Below are 21692 nucleotides of genomic sequence, written 5' to 3' on the forward strand. Positions count from 1 at the left end.
CAGTATGGGCGTCGAATTCACCTCGGAACAGAAGGATTTCGCCGCGGCGGTCGCCGCGTTCGCCAAGCGTGAGGCGGGCACAAGGGCCCAGCGTGACGAGCTCACCGATCACGACACCGAACAGCACAACCCGGCGGTCTACGCGAAGATGGCCGAGCTCGGCTGGCTGGGGCTGACGGTGCCCGAGGAGTACGGCGGGTCGGCGGCCTCGATGGTCGACATGTGCATCCTGCTCGAGGAGACCCACCGGGGCATGCTGCCGATCGGCGCGATCGGGCCGACCCTCATCACCGGCGGCGCCTACGCCAAGTTCGGCACCGACGCGCAGAAGGAGAACGTGCTGCGCGGCATCGTTCGGGGTGCGTCGCAGTCGATCTCGATGTCGGAACCCGAGGCGGGGTCGGATGTGGGCAACCTGTCGACGAAGGCGGTCAAGACCGCCGACGGCTGGCTGATCAACGGCCAGAAGACCTGGTGTTCCAACGCCCACATCTCCGAGAACATCCTGCTCGTGGCCCGCACCTCCAAAGAGGGCGGAAAACACGAGGGGCTCACCATGTTCCACGTGCCCGCGGACACCCCGGGGCTGCAGATCACCCCGATCGAGCTGATGGGCAACCAGAAGGAAACCAACGACCTGTACTTCACCGACTGCGTGCTCCCCGAGGACGCGGTGGTCGGCGAAGAGGGCAACGGCTGGCGTCAGCTGATGACGGGCCTGAACTTCGAGCGGCTGATCCTGGCCGCGATGAGTCTCGGTGCCGCCGAACGTGCTTTCGCCGACACCCTGGAGTTCGTCACCCAGCGCAAACAGTTCGGCAGGCCGGTCGGCACCTTCCAGGCGCTGCGGCACCGGCTGGCCGATCTGGCCACCGAGATCGAGTGCACCAAGCTGCTGATCTACAGCGTGGCCCGCGAGGCCGACGCGAATCCGGACAAGATGCTGGCGCGTGAGGCCTCGATGGCCAAGCTCAAGGCCACCGAGACCGCCAAGCGGGTGGCGCTCGAGGGCATGCAGATGATGGGCGGCTACGGGTACGCGCGCGAGTTCGACATGGAAAAGCATGTGCGCGGCGCCCTGGTGTCGACCATCTTCGGCGGCACCAGCGAGATCCAGCGCGACATCATCGGGCGCACGCTGGGCCTGTGAGCTGCCAGGTTCTCGCCACCGCTGTCGTTGGGGGGTGGCGGCGAGAACCCGCGCGCGCGGCTCTCGTACCGTGGGCGGCATGGCCGAACGCATGGTTGTCATCGGTGCCGACGCGACAGGCATGTCGGCGGCCTCGCAGGCGCGCAGGCTGCGCGGCGCCGACGAACTCGAGATCGTGGTGTTCGAGAAGGGCAGGCACGCCTCGTATTCGGCGTGCGGCATTCCGTACTGGGTCAGCGGTGACGTCCCCGAGGCCGACGACCTGATCGCCCGCACCCCCGAGGAACACCGTGCCCGCGCGATCGATCTGCGCCTGCGCACCGAGGTGATCGAGCTCGATGTCCCTGGGCGGCAGGTGCGCTCGCGTGACCTCGACACCGGCGCCGAGACCTGGACCGGTTACGACAAGCTGGTGCTCGCCACCGGCGCCACCCCGATCCGCCCGCCCCTGCCCGGCATCGACGCCGACGGTGTGTTCGGCGTGCAGACCCTCGACGACGGTGAGGACCTGATCGAGGCGCTGGTTTCGTCGTCGGGACGCGACGCCGTCGTCGTCGGCGCGGGCTACATCGGTGTCGAGATGGCCGAGGCGCTCATCCGGCGCGGGTTCCGGGTCACCATGGTGACCCGGGGCCCCGAGCCCATGTCGACCCTCGATCCCGATATGGGTGCGCTGGTACGAGAAGCCATGGAAGGCATGGGAATCCGCTTGGTCACCGACACCGAGGCGACCGGCATGCGCACCGACGCCGACGGGCACGTGTGCGCGGTGACTACCGCCGACACCGAATACCCCGCCGACGTGGTGGTCCTCGGTCTCGGCGTGCGTCCCGCCACCGACCTCGCGCGGCAGGCGGGACTGCCGCTCGGCGAATCCGGTGGTCTGCTCACCGATCTCGCGCAACGCGTACGCGGCCACGACAACATCTGGGCGGGCGGTGACTGCGTGGAGGTACTCGACCGGGTCTCGGGCACAATGCGCCACATCGCACTCGGTACCCACGCCAACAAACATGGTCAGGTCATCGGCACCGGCATCGGCGGCGGGTACGCCACCTTCCCCGGCGTCGTCGGCACCGCCGTCAGCAAGGTCTGCGATCTCGAGGTCGCCCGCACCGGGCTGCTCGAGCAGGACGCCGAGCGCGCGGGCCTGCAATTCCACGCCGTCACCATCGAATCCACCGGGCGCGCGGGCTATTTCCCCGGCGCCGAACCGATGACGGTGAAGATGCTCGCCGAACGTCGCTCCGGCAGGCTGCTGGGCGTGCAGATCGTCGGGCGTGAGGGCGCGGCCAAGCGCGTCGACATCGCCGCGGTCGCGCTCACCGCGCGGATGACGGTGGAGCAGATGACGGCCCTCGACCTCGGCTACGCGCCGCCGTTCTCGCCGGTGTGGGATCCGGTGCTCGTCGCCGCCCGCGCGGCCACCCGTGCGGTGGCGCGCGGCGACTGAACGACTCAGCGGGGGAGTGGACGACCGAGGGTGACGGTCTGGAGCAGCCGGACCACTAGATCCTGCGGGCAGATCCCGTCGTCACCGAAGACCCGTCCGAGGTCGACCACCAGACTGAACGCGGCATGGACCAGGATCCTGGCCTCACCGATCGACAGCTCCGGCCTGGCCTCGGCGACGAGTTTCGCCCACTCGGTGATGATGAGTTGCTGCAGGTGACGCAAGGTCACCTGATCGGCCTGGTCGACATGGGTGAACTCGGCGTAGTAGACGAAGGTCAGCGCCCGTTCGTCGAAAGAGCCGGCGACATAGAGATCGATGAGCGTCCCCAGCGCCTCGGCGGGCATCTCGGCGGTATTGATCGCCGTCGGGATCGCCGCCGACACCCGGTCGGCGGCACGCCGGAACGCCGCCGCGAGCAGGTCGCTCTTGCTGCGGTAGTAGCGGTACACCGCGGAGGCCGCCGACAGATCGGCGGCCACGGCGATGTCTTCCATGCTCACATTGGGATAGCCACGCTCGTGGAACAGCTCGACCGCTTTGCGCAGCAGCAGTTCGTGTTTGAACGGTTGCGGCAGGTCGGGGCCCCGCCGCGCCGACGCCGTGCTCGGCTCGCCGCGCAGATCGGCGTCGACCAGCGCCCAGCAGGTCGACTTCAGCAGCTGGGCAAGGGTTTTCGCCGACAGGCTCGCGTGGTGGTCGCCGATGCTGCTGACCACCGCGAACACCGACACCGCGCGCACGGCACGGTCGTGCCCGTCGAGTTCGGGGCGCACGTCACGGATCAGGCCACGCAGTGCGGCGATCGCGGTGACGAACTGCCCGGTGAAGTCCGTGAAGTCGGCGGGCTCGAGATAACGCCGCTCCCACCGGGCAAGTGCCACGGTCGGCCGGTTGGTGACGGTGGCGGCGATGATCGCGTCGAAGACATGATCCAGCCGTTCCCTCGCTGACCAACCCTCGGCCTCGGGCGGCAATTCGACCGCGGCGAGCGCCAGCCCAGACAGCCGCAGCAGCTCCTCCCGGAACAACGCGTACTTGCTCGGGAAGTGGCGGTAGAGGGCGGCGGAGCTGATGTCGAGCCGACGGGCGATGTCGTCCATGCTCACGCCGTGGTAGCCGTGCGCGCCGAAGGCCGCCGCAGATTCGGCCGCGATCTGGGCACGCCGGTTCTTCGGCCTGCGCCGGATCTGCCGCGTCGGGGCGGCGGGTTCGTCGATCTGCTTGCTCGTCATCTCGCCTGTCATGTTATCGCCTGTGGTCAGCTCAGCTGATCGGGTCACTGGGCCGGCATCGCCGTCAGCGGGGAGTTCACCTTCTCGACCAGCCAGCGGCCACCGTCGTTGTGCAGACTCATCACCATCGACAACTGGCCGGGCTTGGCCTTGTGCTCGGTGCCGAGACTCGAGATGGTCGTGCCGATCACCACGATGGCCTCGGCGGAGTCCTCGTCACCGGTGCGCAGTGCGCACTGGGTGTCGGTGGCCTTCGAGGTGACCTGGCCCTGGGTGAGGGCATCGCGCAGCTCGGTGCTCGTCGCTTCGAACTGCTTCTTCCAGTCGCCGGTCGCGCCGTCGAGGACGGCCTGGAAATAGCCGTCGAGGCTCTTGCTGTCGTAGTCGGCCAGGACCGGGGCGTAGCGGCAGGCGGCTTCGCGGGCGCCCTGCTGGGCGGCGAGCAGGTCCTTGCTCTCCTTGTTCTCGAGGAACAGGATCACCGAACTTGCCACCGAGGCGCCGACGACGAGTGCTGCCGCCGCGCGCAGGACGAGGGACTTGCGCTCGGCGGTCCACCGCGCGGCGCCGACCGGTTCGGGCTTCGTGGTCTCGACGGCAGGTGCGTCGGCTTCGGTTGTGCCGGTGTCTTTTTCGTCTGTGCTCATGGGGTCATCTCCTCATCGGGGTGCGGGCACCGCGGGCTGGGACAGTTCGTCGCCGGTCACACCGGGCGGCGGGCCCGCGCCGTTGTCGGGGCCCGGGGGTCGTGGCGCGTTGGCCGAGCCGCGCACCTGCAGTGCGGGGTTGTCGGTGACGCAGTAGTTGTAGAGCCGCACCCTGGTATCGGTGGTCGGCGTGGTCGGCACGATCGGGACCGTGTCGTAGTCGCAGGTCGGGCGCGGCCACGGATCGACGAGGGTGAAGAAGGCGTTGTCGTGGGCCGGGATGCCGACCGCTTCGGCGAAGCGGCTCAGCGTGGGGAAGAGCAGCTCGATGGCGGGCTGGCGGAGTTTGGCCGCCCGGGTGATCGCGACGAAGTTCGTCACCAGGTCGGTGATCGGGTCCTGGGTGCGCGAGACGAACCCGCCGAGCGTGGCCAGCTGACCCGGTCCCTCTTCGAGCAGGTGCCGCAACTCCGCGTCGGCGGCGGTGAACTGCTGGAACAGCGCGCTGCCCGCGTGGGTGATGGTGCCGAGGTCGGGTTGGGCGTGCGCGGTGGTCGAGGCGATGACCTGGAGATTGCGCAGGAGGTGCTCGGTCTGCGGGAGCAGGTCGGTGAGCCCGGCCATCGCACGGCTGAGACCGGAGATCATGTTGCGCAACCCGTCGGGTCCGCCGGCGAGGGCTTTGTCGAGCTCGTCGACGATGACATTGAGCCGCTCGGGGTTCAGCCCGCTCACCAGGCCGGTCATATTGGCCAGCACCGACTGCACCTGCACGGGCACCGCCGTGTCGGCGCGGGCGATCACGGCGCCGTCCTCGAGATAGGGACCGGTCTCGGTTTCCGGGCGGAAATCCAGGTACTGCTCACCGGCTGCCGACAGGCGGGCGACCGCCACCCGGCCACCCTGCGGGATTCGGGTGCCCTCCTCGATCTGTGCCACGGCGGCGATGCCGTCACCGGAGACACGCACGTCCTGGACCCGGCCGACCCGGACCCCACGGAACGTGACATCACTGCCCGCCGTGAGCCCGCCCGAGGTGGCCAGCTCGACGGTCACCTCGTAGGGCGAATCGGTCGGGTCGATCCGCAGGACCACACCGCCCAGGTACAGGGCGCCGAGCACCAGGACCACGACGAGGCCGGCGTTGGCGACGGCGATGCGGCGCCGCACCAGCCACTGCCACAAGGGTGAGTTCATCGCGGACCCTCCTGCGGTGTGCTGTTGAGACGGCCGGTGACCTTGGCGATCACCTCGGCGAGGCTGCCGATGAAGGCGGGCACATCGGTGCCGTCGGGCCAGCGGCTGCCGGTGGGATCGGTGACCGCGCCGACATCGAGGTACGACAGGATCGCCCCGACCGAGAGGTTCGGCCCGCGCATGCTGTCCATCACCGAGGGATAGATCTGGTTGAAGCCGTCGAGGGCGCCGGTGAGGTCGTCGCCCATTCCCACGAACCCGTTCATCAGGTTCTGGATGCTCTGGAACAGGCTCACGAACTGCGGCCCGTTGGTGGCGCTGAAGTCACCGAGGGCGTCCATGGTGATCGCGACCCGGTTGATGAGATCGACGATCGCCTGATTGTTCTCGGCGAACAATCCGATCAACTGGGGGAAACTGTCGGCCGCCGCACCCAGTTCGGCTTTGCGCCTGGCCAATTCGCCCGTGAGGACCTGCAACCCGCCGAGGGTGGCGTCGAGATCGCCGGTGCGCTCGTTGAGCGCGGTGATGACCGAGGTCATCTCGCCGATCAGGTGCTGCAGCTGGGGTGCTTTGCCCGCGAAGATCGAGTTCAGTTCGGAGGTGATCTCGGCGGCCTGATTGATGCCGCCACCGTTGATGAGCATCGAGACCGACATCATGAGCTGTTCGACCGAGGCGGCCGAGGCGGTGTGCTCGGTGCCGATGGTCGCGCCCTCGCGCAGCGGCGGACCGGCGTTCGCTTCGCTCGGCAGGGTCATGGCGACGAAGACGTCGCCCAGTGGCGTCGCCTGCCGCAACTCCACGGTGGTGCCCTCGGGCAGCCGGATGTCGGAGCGGATGAGCATCTCCACATCCGCCAGGAACGAGGTGGTCGAAATACCGGTCACCACACCGATATCGGTGCCGCCGATCTTCACATGGGCCCGGTCGGGCAGGTTGAGTGCGTCGCGGAAGGTGGCGTGCACGGTGTACCCGGGACCGCCGATCCCGGGTTCGGGCATCGGCAACTGGGCGACGGTCATCGAGCAGCCGGCGCTCGATGCCGCGACGGCGGCCGCGCACAGGGCGGCGGCGACGGTCCTGCGCAGTGTCTTTGCGTGCGTGGTCATTTCGTGAGTCCCAACAGCGCGGCGGTCAAGCCGAAATCCGGGCCCATATCGGAGATCTTGCCGGTGCGGCAGCCGTCCAGACGCATCTGCACGCGCTCACAGAACGTCGCGAGGATCTCGCTGTCGAGCACGATCTTGTCGAGCAGGCCGTGCAGGCGAAGGGCTCGATGTTCCCGGCTGATCGCGTTGTCGAAGTTCTGGAACATCAGCGGGCCCACGTCGATGATCTCGGTGAGATTGCGGGCGTTGGCCCGCATCTGGGCGGCGATGTCGACGAACTTGGTGAGCGCGCCCGCGAGCTGAGTCTCGTTCTGGCCGACCAGCGAGGACGTGTTGGTGATGAAGTCGTCGAGTTGCTTCAGCACCGCCTGCAAGCCGGGAGACTGCTGGGCGAACAGCGCGACCAGTTCGGTGATCCGCCCGCTGAAATCGCGCACGGTCTGGTCGTTGTCGGCGATGATCTGGGTGATCTCGCCGAGCCGGACCACGGCATTGGCGATCTGGTCCTTGTTGGCCAGGGTCACCTCGAAGGCCGCCGACAGTTCGTCGAGCGTGGTGCGCAGCCGGTCACCGTTGCCGTCGAGCAGCGGGAACAGCACCCGGCTCGCCATCGGCCCGCTCTGGCTGTCGCCCTTCAGCGCCTCACCGAGCTGATCGAAGTTGGCCAGGATGCGGTCCAATTCGACCGGGGTCCTTGTCTTTCCGAGCGGAAGATGGGCGCCGTCGGCGAGCTCGGGACCCGACCCGGTGTAGGCGGGTGCCAGTTCGACGTGCCGGTTGGTGATCAGCTGCGGGGAGATCAGGGCCGCCATGGCGTCGGCGGGAATGCGTACATCGCGATCGACCTTCATCACCACCTCGACATAGCTGCCGCGTGGAGTCACCGAGTCGACGACGCCGACCGGGACCCCGAGCACCGCGACCTCGTTGCCCGGGTACAGCCCGGACACGTTCTCGAAGTCGGCGCTGATGGTCTTCTGCTCACCGAGCGCCCGGTCGGCGAACCCGGACACACTGTCGGGCACCAGAGAACAGCCGGTGGTCACGGCCAGAGCCAGGCACAGCGCGGCCAGTTTGCTCGAACGTGTCGTCCTCATCAGTTGCACCCCTGTACGGCCTGCGCGAAGCACAGCCAGTTGTCCGGGAAGATCCACGGTGCCCAGATCTCGCCGTAGGGGCCGTTGCCGAGCAGATTGTTGAACTGCCGCAACGTCACCGGGGCGATCTCGTAGAGCCGGTCCAGGTTCTCCTTGTTCTTGGTCAGGCCGTCCGCCATGGTGTTGAGATTGGTGATCAGCGGTGCGAGCTCGCCGTTGTTCTCGACGCCCATCTCCTGCAGCAGCCGCGACATCTGCGCGACGTTGTCGAGCAACTGGGTGAGCAGGGTCTGGCGTTTCTGCACGGCAGCGCCGATCGCCTCGCCCCTGGTGATCAGGACGAGCACGCTGTTGCGGTTGTCCGACACCAGTTGCGAGACCTGATCCAGGCTCTTCAGCAGGGTGTCGACCTCGTCGCGCCTGCTGTTGATGACCTGGGCCAGCGCGCCGATGCTGTCGAGGGCCTGCACCGCCATGGCGGGGGAGTCGCCCAGCTGGCTGCTGAACACATCGAGCGCGGTGCGCAGCTTGTTCGGGTCGATGCGTTCGATCCGCTCGAACGACGACGAGTACTTCGGGTCCTGGATCACCTTGCTCAGGTTGTAGGGCACGGTGGTGTTCTCGAGCTCGATCCGGTTGTCCGGCAGCCCTTTTCCGTCGCCGGGGCGCAGGTCGATGTGCAGCCTGCCGAGGATGGTCGACATCTCGATCGCCGCGTGTGCGTCGGCGCCGAGGCGGATGTCACGACGGATGCGCAGCGCCACGTCGACCCGGTCGTTCACCAGTTCCACCGACTGCACCTCGCCGACCTCGATGCCCGAGATGTCGACGGTCGCACCGGGCCGCAACCCGGCGGCTTGGGCGAATTCGGCATGAATCGTCTTGTCGCCCAGCTGGATCCGGGCGAGCAGATTCGAACCACCGAGCAGCACGAGCACCGAGGCGGCCGCGATCAGACCGAGGCGCAGATTCCGGTTGCGCCGCAAGAATTCCGGGACGCGGGGCCGGTTCATCGGCACACCCCCGACTGCGCGTTGCCGCCGACCTGCGAGAACAGGCCCTCGGGCAGCAGCACTCCCCACAGCGACACATCGAGGCGGCACAGGTAGGCATTGCCGTAGGTGCCGTACTGGGTGAAGCGGGCCACGCCGTTGAGGAAGTCGGGCAATTGCACCGCGCCGCGATCGAGGGCGGCACCGTTGGCCAGCAGCATCGCCACGCCCGTCGTCGCGTTGCGCTGGGCGTCCGATACACCGGGCTTGACCTGTTCGATGATCGTGACCAGCGAGTTCGTCGCACCGGCCACCCGTTCGACCGAACTCTTCAACGATTCTCCTTCGGTGTAGAGCCCGTCCATCAGGCTGCGGGTCTGGGTGATCAGGGTTTCCAGTTCGCCGCTGCGATTGGCCAGCCCCGCCATCACGGAACTGAGATTGCTCAGCACGTCACCGAGGATCTGATCGCGTTCCCCGAAGGTGGCGGCCAGCTGGGCGGCCTGGGTGATGAGCGCCGACAGCGACACCTCGTTGCCCTGCAGCGCCTGGATGAGTGTTTCCGACAGCGAATTGATCTGGTCGGGCTGCAGCACGCTGAACAGCGGCTCGAAGCCCGACAGCAGCGCGGACACGTCGAACGACGGTTCGGTCCGCTCGAGCGGAATCTCCGATCCCGGTGCGACGACGGTGCCACCGTCGGTGCCCGGTGCCAGCGCGAGATAGCGCTGACCGATGAGATTCTGATACCGCACCAGCGCCTTGGTCGTGTCGGTCAGGCGCTGGCGTTCCTCGATCCGGAAATCGACACGGGCGGTGTAGTTGTCGGCGAAATCGATCTTGTCGATCCGCCCAACGCGCACGCCCGCCATCCGGACGTCGTCGCCGACGCGCAGCCCGAGCACATCGGTGAACACCGCCGAATAGCTGCTGGTGTTGCCGGGCACGCTGCGTTGCAGCGTCGACCAGATCGTGTAGGTGAGCACGGTCGCCAGGACAGCGAAGAGGCTGAACCCGATGAGTGCTTTGGTGGATTTCACTGTCGGACACCGTCTTCTGTGTCGGGAACGAGGGGCGTGTCGCCGAGGATCGAGCTGAGCAACAGCAACTGGCTGAACGTCGGCCTCCCGCCGACCAGCGCCGATATGGCATCGATGCCGGTGAGCCGTTGTGCGGCCGGGGTGGCGGCGGGTGTGGGTTCGACCGCCGCGGCCGGCGCCGTGATCCCCGGGATGGCGGGCAAGCCCGGGATCGGGGGCAGGCCGGGGATCGCCGGAACGGTGATGCTCGGGAGCGCGGGAAGCTGCGGCACCGCGGGCACCACCGGTGCGGGCCCCGCGGCCTCGAGCCGATTCGGCAGCATGCCGGGCGGATACTCCTGCGGTGGTGCGACTTCCGGGACGGTCGGGCCGCCGCAGCGGGGACCGGTCATCTCGCCGTAGCGGGGGCAGTCGGCGGCGGTGTATTGCTGGAAGGGCGTGAACGTCACATCCATTCGCCAGGTCATCTGCCTGCGCGGCCCGAAGTTGAAGACCTGCTGCAGATTACGCAGCGACACATTGAGGTTGGCCGCCGTCGTCTGCAGTGCGCCGGGATCGCGGGCGATGCCGCCGAGCAGGTCGTCCAGCCCCGCGACGAGTTCCTTGCCCGCGTTCGGGTTCGCGCCGAACAGCACGTTCACCGATTCCACGGCACTGTTGCCCTGCACGAGCAGTTCGATCAGGTCGGTGCGGTGCTCGTTGAGGGTGCGGGCGGAGTTCACCGAATCGGCGAGCACACCGACCAGTTCCGGCGCCGACTGGCTCAGCGCCGTCGACGCGCGGCCGAGATTGCCGAGCAGGTCACCGATCTCGGGAATCTGGTGCACGGTCGTGAGCCACTGATCCAGGCGCTCGATCGTCGAGCCCGGCACGCGACTGGACGGCTCGAGCGCCGCCGACAAGGTGGCGAGCACCCGGCCGAGCTTCTCCGGCTGGATGGTGGTGAGCACGTCGCGCAGGGTGTTGAGCGTGGTCTGCAGCTGGATGGTCGCCTCGCTGGTGTCCTCGGCGATCACCGCACCCGCGCGCAGGCCCGAGGCGGCGGCGCCGTTGTCGACCAGCTGGATGGACGAGACACCGAAGATGTTGTCGGGCACCACACGGGCGGTGACGGTGTCCGGAATCGTCTCGGCCAAGCCGGGTTTCAGCTCGAGAGTGGCTCGCTGGCGTTCGCCTGCCGCGACCATCTCCACCGAGCCGACGACGCCGACGATCATGCCGCGGAACTTCACATCCGCGCGCTGCGGCAAGCCGTCGCCGGTGCTGGTGAGGTCGGCGCCGACGGTCACCGTTTCCTCGAACTCGCCGTTGTAGCGCAGGGCGAGCAGATACAGCGCGACCGCGAACGCCGTGATCACCGCCAGGCCCGCGGCGGTGAGCTGCACGGGTTTGGGGCCGCGGCCGCTGAGATCGAGAATCATCCGATCGACCTATCCCGAGATCCGGAACCCGGGGTCGATGCCCCAGATTGCAAGCGTGAGAAAGAGATTCGTGAAGACCATGACGACGATGACCATCTTGATCGCGCGTCCGGCCGCCACTCCGACGCCTTCGGGCCCGCCGGTGGCGACGAAGCCGTAGTAGCACTGGATGAAGGCGGCGATCAGCACGAAGACCACCACTTTGAGCAGTGAGAAGAACACGTCGGGGCCGAGCAGGAATTGGTAGAAGTAGTGGTCGTAGGTGCCCGCGGTCGTGCCACCGAGGAACAACACCGACAGCTTGGTCGCCACATAGGCCACCGCGAGACCGACGGTATAGAGCGGAATGATGGTGATGGTCGCCGCGAGCATCCGGGTGGTCACCAGGTACGGCAACGGCCGGATGGCGATGGACTCGAGCGCGTCGATCTCCTCGGAGATCCGCATCGAACCGAGCTGGGCGGTGAACCGGCAACCCGACTGGATGGCGAAGGCGAGCGTGCCGAGGATCGGCGCGATCTCCCTGGTTGTCGCGAAGCCGGAGATCGCGCCGGTGAGCGGGCCCATGGTGAGCAGGTTCAGCGCCGAGTAGGACTCCATGCCGACGGTGATGCCGCCGAACGCGCACAGCACGATCACCACGCCTACCGTGCCGCCACCGACGATCAGCGACCCGTTGCCCCAGCCGACATCGGCGACGAGGCGGGCGACTTCCTTGCGGTAGTGGCGCAGCGTGAACGGGATCGCCAGCAGCGCCTGGAAGAACACGATGGCCTGATGACCGAGCCGCTGATTGGCCTGGACCGGCACTTTGGCCGTGGTGGCCAGCGCCCGCACCGGGCGCATCGCGGGTGGGATGTATTCGGCGGCCACGTCACACCACCTTCGCCGGGAAGAGGGCGTTGTAGAGCTGGGTGACGATGATGTTCGTCGCGAACAGCATCAGCGCCGAGGTGACCACCGCCGAGTTCACCGAGTTCGCGACCCCGCCGGGGCCGCCCTTGGTGTGCAGGCCGATATCGCAGGCGATGATCGCGGTGAGCGCACCGAAGATCGCCGCCTTGAACAGCGCGACCAGCAGATCGTTGGCCACCGCGAACGAGGCGAACGAACTGATGAACGAACCCGGTGTGCCGTGCTGGGCATACACATTGAACAGGTACGCGGTGGCGAAGCCGACGAAAACGATGAACCCGCACAGCAGCATGCTCACCACCACCGCGGCCACCAGGCGGGGTGCCACGAGCCTGCGCACCGGGTCGACACCCATCACCTTCATCGCGTCGATCTCCTCGCGGATCGTGCGCGAGCCGAGGTCGGCGCAGATGGCCGAACCGACCGCGCCCGCGATCATCAGCGAAGTCACCAGCGGTGCGCCCTGACGGATGATGCCGAGGCCGGCGACCGCGCCGATGAAGGTGGTCGCACCGACCTGGTTGACCAGCGCACCAACCTGGATCGAGACGACCACGGCGACCGGAATGGCGACGAAGACGGTCGGCAGGGCCGAGACATTGGCCATGAAGGCGCACTGTTTCACGAACTCCTGGAACGGAAATCGTCGCCGCACCAGCGAAAGGAACAGTTGCACGATCGCGGACCTGCCGAGCAGGACCTGCCTGCCGAGGGTCTCGACCGATCGCTGGGGATGTCGTCGCCAGAGCCCGGTGGCGCTGTCGATGATCCGTTCGACCTCGGACGGTTCGGTGGCCGGTTGTGACGTCATGCGGCACCGATCCTCGTGCTGAGCCAGTGGTCGAGCAGGACGACGAGTCCGGCGAGGGCGGCGAGGCCGAGCCCGAACGCGCACAGAACGGCGATCCACATACCGAATCGGAGCACCGGATTCACCTCGGTACGTCCGCCGAGGATCTTGACGATGGTCACCACCAGATCGATGACCCAGACCAGCGCCATCATCAGGTCATCGTCACATTCGCGAAGGTGAGCACCGGCCAGCACACGATCGACCCGAGGAACGAGATAACCAGGTCCGCGCCGTGGAGATCGCGCAGGTGGCTCGTGTGGGTGAGGGTCCAGATCACCCCGACGAGACCGTAGGGGATCGCGAGAATGATCAAGGTTCCGAGAAATTCGGACACCTTCATCTCGTAGCTGAGAAATCTGTCCAGCCGTCGCAACATGGCGTGCCGCTGTTCCTTCCTGCAGGACCGTGGATCAGCGGGGGCCGGTGGGCGGCTGACGTCGCTGACGGTCGAGTGATGTTGCTTGGTGTTCGGTGGGGAGAAAGGAATCGGCTATTCGGGATCTTCCCCTGGATCATCGGATAGCGTTGGTATTACGGTGCTCACCTACGGCTCCTGCACCGATTAAGTTACTACGCATTCCTCGCGCTGTGACGAGAATTACGGGTAACATAGCGCAAGAATCGCCGATTGCCTATAGGTAGTCGACCAGGAGCTCATCTGGTTGTCGTCGGTGAGAATGGCTAGTAACTTATCGGTGATGTCGCCGCTGGGGTGGCTGTGCAGGAGGAACACAATGTCCGCAGTGATCGTCGATGTGGTTCGCACCCCCTCGGGGCGGGGCAAACAAGGCGGTGGGCTCTCGTCGGTGCACCCGGCGACCTTGCTCGCGGGTGTGCTCGCCGAGCTCGTCGCCCGCACCGGCATCGACCCCGCCCTGGTGGACGATGTGATCGGCGGTTGCGTGACGCAGAGCGGTGAGCAGGCCAACAACATCTCCCGCACGGCGGTACTCGCCGCCGGGTTCCCTGAATCCGTGCCGGCCACCACGGTCGACCGGCAGTGTGGATCCAGCCAGCAGGCCGTGCATTTCGCCGCTCAGGGTGTGCTCGCCGGTGCCTACGACGTCGCCATCGCCTGCGGTGTCGAGTCGATGAGCCGGGCACCGATGTTCTCCAACACCCAGGGCAAGGACTCCTTGCGCGGTCCGCTTGCCGTGCGCTACCCCGACGGGCTGATCGGCCAGGGTATCGCGGCCGAAATCCTTGCCGCGCGGTGGAAACTGGACCGGGCGACGCTGGACGATTTCGCCGCTCGTTCGCATCGTCTCGCAGCCGCCACCGCAGCGGCGGGCGGGTTCGATGCCGAACTGGTGTCCGCGGGCGAACTCACCGCGGATGAGACCATCCGGTCCGGCACCACGGTGGAAGGTCTGGCCGGCCTGCGCCCCGCGTTCACCGATCAGGAGATGGGACAACGGTTTCCGGAGATCGACTGGTCGGTGACAGCGGGTAATTCCTCGCCGCTCACCGACGGTGCCTCGGCCGCGCTCATCATGAGCGAGGCGATGGCGGCGAAGCTCGGCCTGACCCCGCGCGCCCGGTTCCATTCGTTCGCGGTCGTCGGCGACGACCCGACCCTGATGCTCACCGCCGTCGTCCCGGCGACCCGCAAGGCACTCGAGCGCGTGTCGCTGACCGTCGACGACATCGATACCTTCGAAGTGAACGAGGCGTTCGCGCCGGTGCCGCTGGTGTGGCAGCACGAACTCGGCGCCGACCCGGAACGGGTGAACCCGCGCGGTGGCGCCATCGCGCTCGGCCACCCGCTCGGCGCCTCGGGCACGCGCCTGCTCGCCACCATGGTCAACCACCTCGAGCAGACCGGCGGCCGGTACGGGCTGCAGACCATGTGCGAAGCGGGTGGCCTGGCCAACGCGACCATCATCGAACGGCTCTGACGCGCTCGCGCCTCGATTCCGTGATCAACCAGACCCTGGAGTAGTCATGCGTCGTCGGACCGCAGCGGTACCAACATCGGAACCGTCGGGCGACCGGCGGCGTTATATGGCCGGTCCGGCGGCGCTTCTCGGCGGCCCCGCGAATGTGATCATGCAGCTGAGCTGGGCGCCGGTCGGTCGCGGTGTCGTGGAAAGCACCGTGACCAGTGGGCGTTTCGATCTGCGTCCACGGAAGCGGGGACGAACCACGTTGACGTACCTGGCGGTCGCGATGCTCGGCACCGAGGAAGATCGGGTCGCCTTCCGTGCGGCCGTGAACACCGCGCACCGGCAGGTGCGATCCCGGCCCGACAGCCCGGTGCGCTACAACGCCTTCGATCCGCGGCTGCAACTGTGGGTGGCGGCCTGCCTCTACCGTGGCACCCTCGATTCGGTGACCTTCCTGTTCGGTGCGCTGGACGAGGAGTCGGCGGACGAGTTGTACTCGGAATCGGCGAGATTCGGGACAACGCTGCAGGTGCCCCAGGAACTCTGGCCCCCGGATCGTTCCGCTTTCGCCGAATATTGGGAGTCCATGCTCCCCGGCCTCTCCTTGGACGACGAGGTACGCGAATATCTGGTGAGCCAGGTGGTCGACATGGGCCCCTACCGGCCGTGGGAGCGACTCCTGTTCCGCCGGGTGAACAGGTTTTTCACCACCGGCTTTCTGCCGCAACACTTTCGCGATGAACTCGGGTTGCCGTGGAGTGGTCGCAAGCAGCGCGCGTTCGAGATCACGATGCGGGCGATCGGCCGCGTGCTATCGGTGCTCCCCGAATCCTGGCGGCTCTACCCCTTCGAGACATATCTGCACGACATGCGCCGCCGACAGGCGCGCGGCATGCCGTTGGTGTGAGCGGCCTGCCGCGGATCCGTGGACTGCTACCGAGCGACCGGCAGACAGCGAACCGCACGAGGCGTCAGATGGCCCGCGCCACGCAGCGTCGTGGCGTAGGCGCGGAGGGCGAGGCGGTCCTTGCGGGTCACCGTGAGACCGAGCAGTCGCGCGGCCTGATCGTGCAGCAGCGCGGGGATCGCGGCGTTCGGCGTGAACCGCGGCAGCCAGGCGTCGGGCCGGAGTGCCTGCGGCGCAAGGGTATCGGTGGCTGCGGTTACCTGCAACATCGTCGAACAAGCCTGATCGAAGTACGTGCGGAAGTCGGCCCAGGTGGTCGGCATGGGGCGGGTCGACAGCTCGTATCGCCGGTACCACTCGCAGCATTCGGCGTAGAGCCGTTCGTGCTCGTCGGCCGACATCGGGCGGATGAACGTGTCGACGGCGGTGAACAGAGTCTCCACGTAGGTGGCGTGCTGGAAGTGGAAGACCTCGGGATGCAACGCGTGGTATCGGTGCCCGAGGTCGTCACGACCTTTGACGTGTTCGTGCGCGGCGCGGATCACGAAGCGGGCGTCCGCACCGGTGTAGGCCAGCCGGATCATCTGTGAGACGGAACGTTGCTTGTGCCACCACAGTCGGTAGGACACATGATCGACGAGGCCGGCCGCGATCGCCGGATGCAGAACCTGCAGGGTGACCGCCCGGGGCAGGGCAAGCACGAAACGCCGATCGCCCAGATAGCGAAGCAACAGCGAATCTGTCGAGGCGAGCTGCCGCGACATCATCGACCACCGTCGGCCGGTAGCTCGGATGTGCTGCGCGGGAGGTCGTGCACCGCGAGCTCGGCCTTCGCGGTGGTGCCGCGCCGGATCCTGCGTATCGCCGTGCGCCACAACAGCAACGGCACCGAGCCGGCGATCTGGGGTGCCATCCCGGAGCTCAGGCCGAGCCGCCATTGATCGCCGAGGGCCGCGCGACGGATCGATGCCGATGTTTCGGTCGGTCGTGGCATGTCGAAGGGCGGTGCGGGGTCGTACTCGATGTCCAGCTGAATGATCCGGGCCCGCTCGGTGCCGCACATTCTGCCGACCAGCCAGAGCGCCAGATCGATCCCCGCGGAAACGCCTGCGGCGGTGGCGATTCGGTCGGTGTGGACGAACCGTTGGCCGGGTCGGGGGTGGGCACCGAGTGTGGCGAGGGCTCGCTGAGCCGCCCAGTGGGTGGTGGCAGGTCGGCCGTCGAGCAGGCCCGCGGCGGCGAGGATCAGCGCGCCGGTGCAGACCGACGTCGTCCAGGTCGATGTCTCGTGGACTCGGCGAAGCCAGGCCAGCACTTGTTCGTCCGTCGCGACCACCGTGGCGGCGGGGCCGCCGGGCACGACGACGATGTCGGGATGCACCGTCTCGTCGAGCGTGTGGGTCGCGCCGAGCAGGAGACTGCCGCTGTCGGTGACGATCGGACCGACCTCATGCCAGACGAATCGGATGCTCGTCGCCGGCATGAACCGGAGGACCTCGTACGGGCCTATCGCGTCCAGTGCGGTCATGCCCGGGTAAATCAGCACGGCGATTTGCAAGTGGTTCACCACCGTTTATCGGCGTGGAACGCGCGGGCGACCATGGCCGACTTCAGCTGCCAGAGTCCGGTGGCGCCGGTCGCATCGATCCCGGTCAAGGCCGCGATCCGGCCGAGCCGGTAGATGATGGTGTTGGTGTGCACGTGCAGCTGCCGCGCGGTGCGCTGGCGATTCATATTGTTGGCGACGAGCACCCGGACGGTCTTGGACAACGCGGGATGATCGTCGAGCGGTGCGAGCAATTCGCCGAGTTCGGCCAGGCCGGGTCCGGGCCGGGTGAGCTGGTATTCGAGCGCGAGGTCTTCGAATCGGTAGAGCGCAGGTGGATAGCGGAGTCGGCCCGCGATGTCGAGAAGTTCGTGTGCGAGCTGTGCCGCGTCGGGAATGTCGGCGGTCCCGCTGACGACCACGGCCGCGGTGATCTTGGCGCGCGCAGCGGTCGAGAGTGTTTCGACGAGGCTGTCGAATCGGACATCATCGGTGTCGTCACCGGGGATCAGGATGGTGCCGCCGTCGGACGACAGCATCGCGAGAGCGGTATCGATGTGGCGCTCCAGTGCCTTGTGGACGCGGTGGAGTCGTCGCCGTGCCGTGTCGCCGGTCTGCCACTGCTCCGGGGATCTGCGGGGAATCGACACGGCGAGCACCCGATAACCGTCCGCGATGTGCACGCCCGACTCCCGGGCCATCGTCGTCGTCGCGCGGCCGGCCAGCAGCGCCGAGGTGACGGTGCGCATCGCGGTGTGGTGTTCGCCTGCGACCACGCGGTATTCGCGCAAGTACGCGCTGATCATCGTGGTGGACAGGAGATTCGACAGTCGTACGGATGCTCGCAGCCCCTGGGCGAGCGTGTCGTCGTCATCACCGTTGCGGGGCGAGAACACCGTGTCCACGCTCGCCCACAGCGCCTCGTGGAAGGCACGGAGGATGTCCTCGATCGACAGCCCTTCCCTGGCCCAGACGGCCGCGGCGGTCGTGAGCCAGTCGAGTTCGCCCGCGACATCCTCGTCGTCGACGATGCCCCGGCCGATGCGCGCACACATGCCGGTGGCCGCGGTGATCTCGTCCGAGATCGCATCACCGAGCAGCGCACGGCGCCTGGCGAGGTCGCGGACGAAGTAGCTGACGACCCGTCCGGTCATGACGGCGACATCGGGCTGCGCACACCGCAGTGGTCGGTCGGCCAGGTCGAGCGGCATCGCCGGATCCTCCTCGATGGCGCCACCCGCGGCGCCGTGGGTGCGGCCGAGTGCTGAAGCCGGCCTGAGCGGTGGTGCCGTCTGTGGTTCTCGGATCGTCATGGTGTGTCCACGGCTTCCAGTCGGTGTCGCAGGACTTTGCCGGTGGCATTGCGCGGCAGGGCGTCGACGAACCGCACCTCGCGGGGAACCTTGTGTCGCGCAAGGGTTGTGCGCACGTACTCCTTCACCTCGCGCTCGGTGCACGCGGCGCCCGGGGCACGCACCACATAGGCTCGCAGGCTCTGCCCGAAATCGCGGTCGGCGACGCCGACGACGGCCGCCTCGAAGATGTCGGGCCGGTCGACGAGCAGGTTCTCGACCTCGAGCGGGTAGACGTTCTCCCCGCCGGAGACGATCATGTCGTCGTCACGTCCGTCGATGAACAACCTGCCCTCGGCGTCGACATGGCCGAGATCGCCGCTCGAGCACAGCCCGTCGATCATCTCCTTGCCGGTGCCGTCGGTGTAGCCGCTGAAGCTGAGGCCGCTGGTGACGAAGACGGTCCCGACCACGCCCGGCGTAGTGATCCGGCGGCGTTGCTCGTCGTAGATCGCGACCCGGCAGCCCACGGGCGGGCGCCCGACCGTGCCCGGCGCCTCGCGCAGATCCTGCGGTGTCGCGACGGCGGCCACGGCGACCTCGGTGGAGGCGTAGAGGTTGTAGAGCACCTCGCCGAAATGCTGTGCGGTGCGCCGGCTCAGGTCCGGTGCCAGTGCCGATCCTGCCGAGAAGATCACCGTCAACGTGGAGGTGTCGTATTCGGCCAGCACCTCTTCCCCCAGATCGACGATGCGCTGCAGCATGGTCGGAACCAGGACGAGCGCGCTCGCGCGGTGGCGGGCGACGGCGGCAAGGGTGTTGCGCGGATCGAACCGGTCCGGCAACAGCACCACCGCGTTGCCGAGCGCCCAGCCCAGGATCAGCTGCGACAGGCCGGTGCCGTGGAACAGGGGCGCGGCGAGCACGATGGTGCTCGCCTTGGGTAGCGGGATGCGGTCCAGGAACTGTGCCGACTGCAACGGCGAAACCTTGCCGCGCGGAGCACCTTTCGGTGTTCCGGTGGTGCCACTGGTGAGCACGACGATGCCACCGGTCGAGGCAGGCGCGGGCAGTGGAACGCCGGAGTGCCACGCCGCGACGGCATGGATCGTCGGCCGCCCCGGCCGATTGGTGTCGCCCGCACGCGTGAGGATGATCGGCACCTCGCGCGCGAGATCGTCGAACAGGTCGGCGAACTCGGCGTCGACGAGCAACATTTCGATCCGCTCGCGCTCCACGACTGTGCGCAGTTGCGGGCCTGCCATGCCGGTGTTGAGCAGGACGATGCGTGCGCCGAGCTTGCCCGCTGCCAGCAGCGACAGAATGAAGCCGCGGTGGTCGCGGCACAACGCGCCGACCACTGTCTCGGCCGTGACCCCTTGCGCGGCCAGGCCGTTGGCGAGGCGGTTGGAGGCGTGATCGAGCTGTTCGAAGGTGATCGGTCCGCGGTCGTCGATCAGTGCGGTGGCCGAACTCGCGACGCGGGTGGCGTGCGCCAGCGTGGTCACGGCCGGACCGAGAGCGGCGGCGTCACGGGCCGTCCGTAAGAGCTCGATCGGGTGCCGGAGTTCGATCGCGCCGCGTCGGTGCAGGACAGCGGCGGCGGCCAGGGAGTCGGCAACGGCGCGGACGACCTCGGTCGGTGCGAAGGAGACGGACGGCACGGATACCTCCGAGGGTCGGTCGTCGGCAAGGAGCTGCCGCCGGCTAGGCGGAATGGAAGCCAGCCTAGCAGTCGCGAGAATTGCGGGTAACTTATTCGTGGAAATCGCGAGAGCGGCCGACATGGCGCAATGAGAGTCCGGTCGGGTTCGATGCAAACTGGCCCGAAGACGTAAGAATTGTCAGTAACATAAGCTCGACGTCGAGGCGTGCTCGGCGGTGATCCGCGCTCGCGAGATTCCGGGGCGAGACGCCTCTGGGAAAGGATGACGATGACCACGGCAACGAAGCCCGGCGAACCCGACTACTCGGACCCGAACAGCGAGGGATATGTCGACGAGAGTCCGGGCGGGCACTGGCGACCCACCGCCGGACCGGCCACGGGATCGGGACTCGCGCCGGTTCCCCGCGAGCTGACCCTCGACCGGGTACGCATTCACATCCCCGACACCTACCGATCACCGCGCAAGCGGCCCGCCCGGCTGGCCGACGCCCTGGACTTCTGGATGTTCGCCGGTGCGGCCGCGAACGTGGCGATGCAGTTCGCCCATCAGGGTGTGGCCGCCGGTGTCATGGAAAGCCAGGTGGAATCCGGTGCCCTCATGGTGCACCCGTGGAAGCGGCTGCGCACCACCTCCGCCTACCTTGCGGTGGCCATCCTCGGCACCGACGAGGACAAGAAGGCGATGCGCGAGGCGGTGAACGTCGCGCATCGGCAGGTCAGGTCCCGGCCTGAATCCAAGGTGAAGTACAACGCCTTCGACCGCAATCTGCAGCTCTACGTCGCCGCCGCCATCTACATCGGCTTCGAGGACACCCACCAGTTGCTGTGCGGCAAGATGACCGAGGAAGAGCTGGAAGCGTTCTATCAAGGCGCCGACACCTTCGGTACGACCCTGCAGGTCCACCCCGACATGTGGCCCAAGACCCGCGCCGACTTCGACGAGTACTGGCTCGAGGCGTGCGAGCAGGTGGTCTGCGACGACGAATTCCGTGCCTACATCGACGATCTCGTGCACCTGCGGATGATCCACTGGTCGCTGCGGCTGCTGTTCGGCGGCCTCCTGGAGTTTCTGACCTCCGGATTCCTGCCACCGCACTTCCGCGAGCAGATGGGGATCGAATGGAGCGAATCCGACCAGCGCCGGTTCGAGAACCTCTTCCTGTTCGTCGGTTTCGTCAACCGGTTCATCCCGAAATTCATCCGGTTCGCCGGTACCCACTCGATGATGCGTGACGTGCGGCGCCGCATCCGCAAGCAGAAACCGCTCATCTGAGGCGGGCCGC

At 67.4% G+C, this 21692-nt stretch carries 21 protein-coding genes; 5 read left to right on the plus strand and 16 right to left on the minus strand.

Going from position 1 to position 21692, the window contains the following annotated elements:
- Positions 1 to 4: 4 nt before the first annotated feature.
- A complete protein-coding gene (locus HYG95_RS07970; protein ID WP_181697360.1) occupies positions 5 to 1150 on the plus strand; it encodes an acyl-CoA dehydrogenase family protein in 1146 nt (381 codons plus the stop codon).
- Between the two features lie 79 nt (positions 1151 to 1229).
- Complete coding sequence (locus tag HYG95_RS07975; RefSeq protein WP_181697361.1) at positions 1230 to 2603, plus strand: FAD-dependent oxidoreductase; 1374 nt, start codon at positions 1230 to 1232, stop codon at positions 2601 to 2603.
- A gap of 5 nt (positions 2604 to 2608) precedes the next feature.
- On the opposite strand, the gene HYG95_RS07980 is transcribed toward HYG95_RS07975, so the two are convergent.
- From HYG95_RS07980 to HYG95_RS08035, 12 genes are read right to left on the minus strand one after another with little or no spacing between them, the layout of a single operon-like run.
- The gene (locus HYG95_RS07980; protein ID WP_225279510.1) at positions 2609 to 3838 is read right to left on the minus strand and encodes a TetR/AcrR family transcriptional regulator; all 1230 of its coding nucleotides are present in this window, start codon (positions 3836 to 3838) and stop codon (positions 2609 to 2611) included.
- Positions 3839 to 3882: 44 nt separating this feature from the next.
- Positions 3883 to 4485, minus strand: coding sequence for a hypothetical protein (locus HYG95_RS07985; protein WP_181697363.1), 603 nt, complete (start codon positions 4483 to 4485; stop codon positions 3883 to 3885).
- Between the two features lie 12 nt (positions 4486 to 4497).
- Complete coding sequence (locus HYG95_RS07990) at positions 4498 to 5682, minus strand: MCE family protein (RefSeq protein WP_181697364.1); 1185 nt, start codon at positions 5680 to 5682, stop codon at positions 4498 to 4500.
- Positions 5679 to 6794: an MCE family protein gene (locus HYG95_RS07995; RefSeq protein WP_181697365.1), complete on the minus strand. Its 1116-nt coding sequence runs from the start codon at positions 6792 to 6794 to the stop codon at positions 5679 to 5681. Before HYG95_RS07995 ends, HYG95_RS07990 begins: the two co-directional genes overlap by 4 nt.
- Positions 6791 to 7891 carry an MCE family protein gene (locus HYG95_RS08000; RefSeq protein WP_181697366.1) on the minus strand — a complete coding sequence of 367 codons (1101 nt, stop codon included), beginning with the start codon at positions 7889 to 7891 and terminating at the stop codon, positions 6791 to 6793. Before HYG95_RS08000 ends, HYG95_RS07995 begins: the two co-directional genes overlap by 4 nt.
- Entirely contained in the window at positions 7891 to 8904 is a 1014-nt protein-coding gene (locus tag HYG95_RS08005) for an MlaD family protein (RefSeq protein WP_181697367.1), read from the minus strand. Before HYG95_RS08005 ends, HYG95_RS08000 begins: the two co-directional genes overlap by 1 nt.
- A complete protein-coding gene (locus tag HYG95_RS08010; protein WP_181697368.1) occupies positions 8901 to 9923 on the minus strand; it encodes an MlaD family protein in 1023 nt (340 codons plus the stop codon). The genes HYG95_RS08005 and HYG95_RS08010 overlap by 4 nt, the downstream gene beginning before the upstream one ends.
- Positions 9920 to 11344, minus strand: coding sequence for an MlaD family protein (locus HYG95_RS08015; protein WP_181697369.1), 1425 nt, complete (start codon positions 11342 to 11344; stop codon positions 9920 to 9922). The genes HYG95_RS08010 and HYG95_RS08015 overlap by 4 nt, the downstream gene beginning before the upstream one ends.
- Positions 11345 to 11353: 9 nt before the next feature.
- Positions 11354 to 12190 (minus strand): ABC transporter permease, encoded by an 837-nt coding sequence (locus tag HYG95_RS08020; protein ID WP_220139209.1) that lies wholly within the window; start codon positions 12188 to 12190, stop codon positions 11354 to 11356.
- Between the two features lie 28 nt (positions 12191 to 12218).
- Entirely contained in the window at positions 12219 to 13070 is an 852-nt protein-coding gene (locus tag HYG95_RS08025; protein ID WP_181697371.1) for an ABC transporter permease, read from the minus strand.
- On the minus strand, positions 13067 to 13264 hold the full coding sequence (locus HYG95_RS08030; RefSeq protein WP_181697372.1) for a hypothetical protein: 198 nt from the start codon (positions 13262 to 13264) through the stop codon (positions 13067 to 13069). Before HYG95_RS08030 ends, HYG95_RS08025 begins: the two co-directional genes overlap by 4 nt.
- Positions 13264 to 13488: a hypothetical protein gene (locus tag HYG95_RS08035; RefSeq protein WP_181697373.1), complete on the minus strand. Its 225-nt coding sequence runs from the start codon at positions 13486 to 13488 to the stop codon at positions 13264 to 13266. The genes HYG95_RS08030 and HYG95_RS08035 overlap by 1 nt, the downstream gene beginning before the upstream one ends.
- Positions 13489 to 13846: 358 nt before the next feature.
- Here HYG95_RS08035 and HYG95_RS08040 point away from each other — a divergent pair, with 358 nt between their 5' ends.
- A complete protein-coding gene (locus HYG95_RS08040) occupies positions 13847 to 15010 on the plus strand; it encodes a thiolase family protein (RefSeq protein WP_181697374.1) in 1164 nt (387 codons plus the stop codon).
- Positions 15011 to 15056: 46 nt separating this feature from the next.
- Positions 15057 to 15905 carry an oxygenase MpaB family protein gene (locus tag HYG95_RS08045; protein WP_181697375.1) on the plus strand — a complete coding sequence of 283 codons (849 nt, stop codon included), beginning with the start codon at positions 15057 to 15059 and terminating at the stop codon, positions 15903 to 15905.
- Positions 15906 to 15931: 26 nt separating this feature from the next.
- Here HYG95_RS08045 and HYG95_RS08050 read toward each other — a convergent pair whose 3' ends face one another.
- The 4 genes from HYG95_RS08050 to HYG95_RS08065 are packed head-to-tail and all read right to left on the minus strand — an operon-like array spanning position 15932 to position 20407.
- Entirely contained in the window at positions 15932 to 16672 is a 741-nt protein-coding gene (locus HYG95_RS08050) for an oxygenase MpaB family protein (protein ID WP_255495065.1), read from the minus strand.
- Positions 16669 to 17433, minus strand: a complete 765-nt coding sequence (locus HYG95_RS08055) for a DJ-1/PfpI family protein (RefSeq protein WP_370465727.1) — start codon at positions 17431 to 17433, stop codon at positions 16669 to 16671. The genes HYG95_RS08050 and HYG95_RS08055 overlap by 4 nt, the downstream gene beginning before the upstream one ends.
- 35 nt (positions 17434 to 17468) lie before the next feature.
- Complete coding sequence (locus HYG95_RS08060) at positions 17469 to 18764, minus strand: CdaR family transcriptional regulator (protein WP_255495066.1); 1296 nt, start codon at positions 18762 to 18764, stop codon at positions 17469 to 17471.
- Positions 18761 to 20407: an AMP-binding protein gene (locus HYG95_RS08065; protein ID WP_370465720.1), complete on the minus strand. Its 1647-nt coding sequence runs from the start codon at positions 20405 to 20407 to the stop codon at positions 18761 to 18763. The genes HYG95_RS08060 and HYG95_RS08065 overlap by 4 nt, the downstream gene beginning before the upstream one ends.
- A gap of 270 nt (positions 20408 to 20677) precedes the next feature.
- Here HYG95_RS08065 and HYG95_RS08070 point away from each other — a divergent pair, with 270 nt between their 5' ends.
- Positions 20678 to 21682, plus strand: a complete 1005-nt coding sequence (locus HYG95_RS08070) for an oxygenase MpaB family protein (RefSeq protein WP_181697377.1) — start codon at positions 20678 to 20680, stop codon at positions 21680 to 21682.
- Positions 21683 to 21692 lie beyond the last annotated feature (10 nt).

Source organism: Nocardia sp. GTS18, assembly GCF_013839555.1.
Taxonomy (GTDB): Bacteria; Actinomycetota; Actinomycetes; order Mycobacteriales; family Mycobacteriaceae; genus Nocardia; species Nocardia rosealba.

Bases quoted from the DNA above. Each gene is read 5' to 3' on its own strand.
- HYG95_RS08050 (WP_255495065.1), bottom strand. From the start codon at position 16,672: ATGATGTCGCGGCAGCTCGCCTCGACAGATTCGCTGTTGCTTCGCTAT.
- HYG95_RS08030 (WP_181697372.1), bottom strand. From the start codon at position 13,264: ATGATGGCGCTGGTCTGGGTCATCGATCTGGTGGTGACCATCGTCAAG.
- HYG95_RS07990 (WP_181697364.1), bottom strand. From the start codon at position 5,682: ATGAACTCACCCTTGTGGCAGTGGCTGGTGCGGCGCCGCATCGCCGTC.
- HYG95_RS07995 (WP_181697365.1), bottom strand. From the start codon at position 6,794: ATGACCACGCACGCAAAGACACTGCGCAGGACCGTCGCCGCCGCCCTG.
- HYG95_RS08020 (WP_220139209.1), bottom strand. From the start codon at position 12,190: ATGCGCCCGGTGCGGGCGCTGGCCACCACGGCCAAAGTGCCGGTCCAG.
- HYG95_RS08040 (WP_181697374.1), top strand. From the start codon at position 13,847: ATGTCCGCAGTGATCGTCGATGTGGTTCGCACCCCCTCGGGGCGGGGC.
- HYG95_RS07985 (WP_181697363.1), bottom strand. From the start codon at position 4,485: ATGAGCACAGACGAAAAAGACACCGGCACAACCGAAGCCGACGCACCT.
- HYG95_RS07975 (WP_181697361.1), top strand. From the start codon at position 1,230: ATGGCCGAACGCATGGTTGTCATCGGTGCCGACGCGACAGGCATGTCG.
- HYG95_RS08045 (WP_181697375.1), top strand. From the start codon at position 15,057: ATGCGTCGTCGGACCGCAGCGGTACCAACATCGGAACCGTCGGGCGAC.
- HYG95_RS07970 (WP_181697360.1), top strand. From the start codon at position 5: ATGGGCGTCGAATTCACCTCGGAACAGAAGGATTTCGCCGCGGCGGTC.
- HYG95_RS08025 (WP_181697371.1), bottom strand. From the start codon at position 13,070: ATGACGTCACAACCGGCCACCGAACCGTCCGAGGTCGAACGGATCATC.
- HYG95_RS08005 (WP_181697367.1), bottom strand. From the start codon at position 8,904: ATGAACCGGCCCCGCGTCCCGGAATTCTTGCGGCGCAACCGGAATCTG.
- HYG95_RS08000 (WP_181697366.1), bottom strand. From the start codon at position 7,891: ATGAGGACGACACGTTCGAGCAAACTGGCCGCGCTGTGCCTGGCTCTG.
- HYG95_RS08035 (WP_181697373.1), bottom strand. From the start codon at position 13,488: ATGTTGCGACGGCTGGACAGATTTCTCAGCTACGAGATGAAGGTGTCC.
- HYG95_RS08055 (WP_370465727.1), bottom strand. From the start codon at position 17,433: ATGACCGCACTGGACGCGATAGGCCCGTACGAGGTCCTCCGGTTCATG.
- HYG95_RS08015 (WP_181697369.1), bottom strand. From the start codon at position 11,344: ATGATTCTCGATCTCAGCGGCCGCGGCCCCAAACCCGTGCAGCTCACC.
- HYG95_RS08070 (WP_181697377.1), top strand. From the start codon at position 20,678: ATGACCACGGCAACGAAGCCCGGCGAACCCGACTACTCGGACCCGAAC.
- HYG95_RS07980 (WP_225279510.1), bottom strand. From the start codon at position 3,838: ATGACGAGCAAGCAGATCGACGAACCCGCCGCCCCGACGCGGCAGATC.
- HYG95_RS08060 (WP_255495066.1), bottom strand. From the start codon at position 18,764: ATGACGATCCGAGAACCACAGACGGCACCACCGCTCAGGCCGGCTTCA.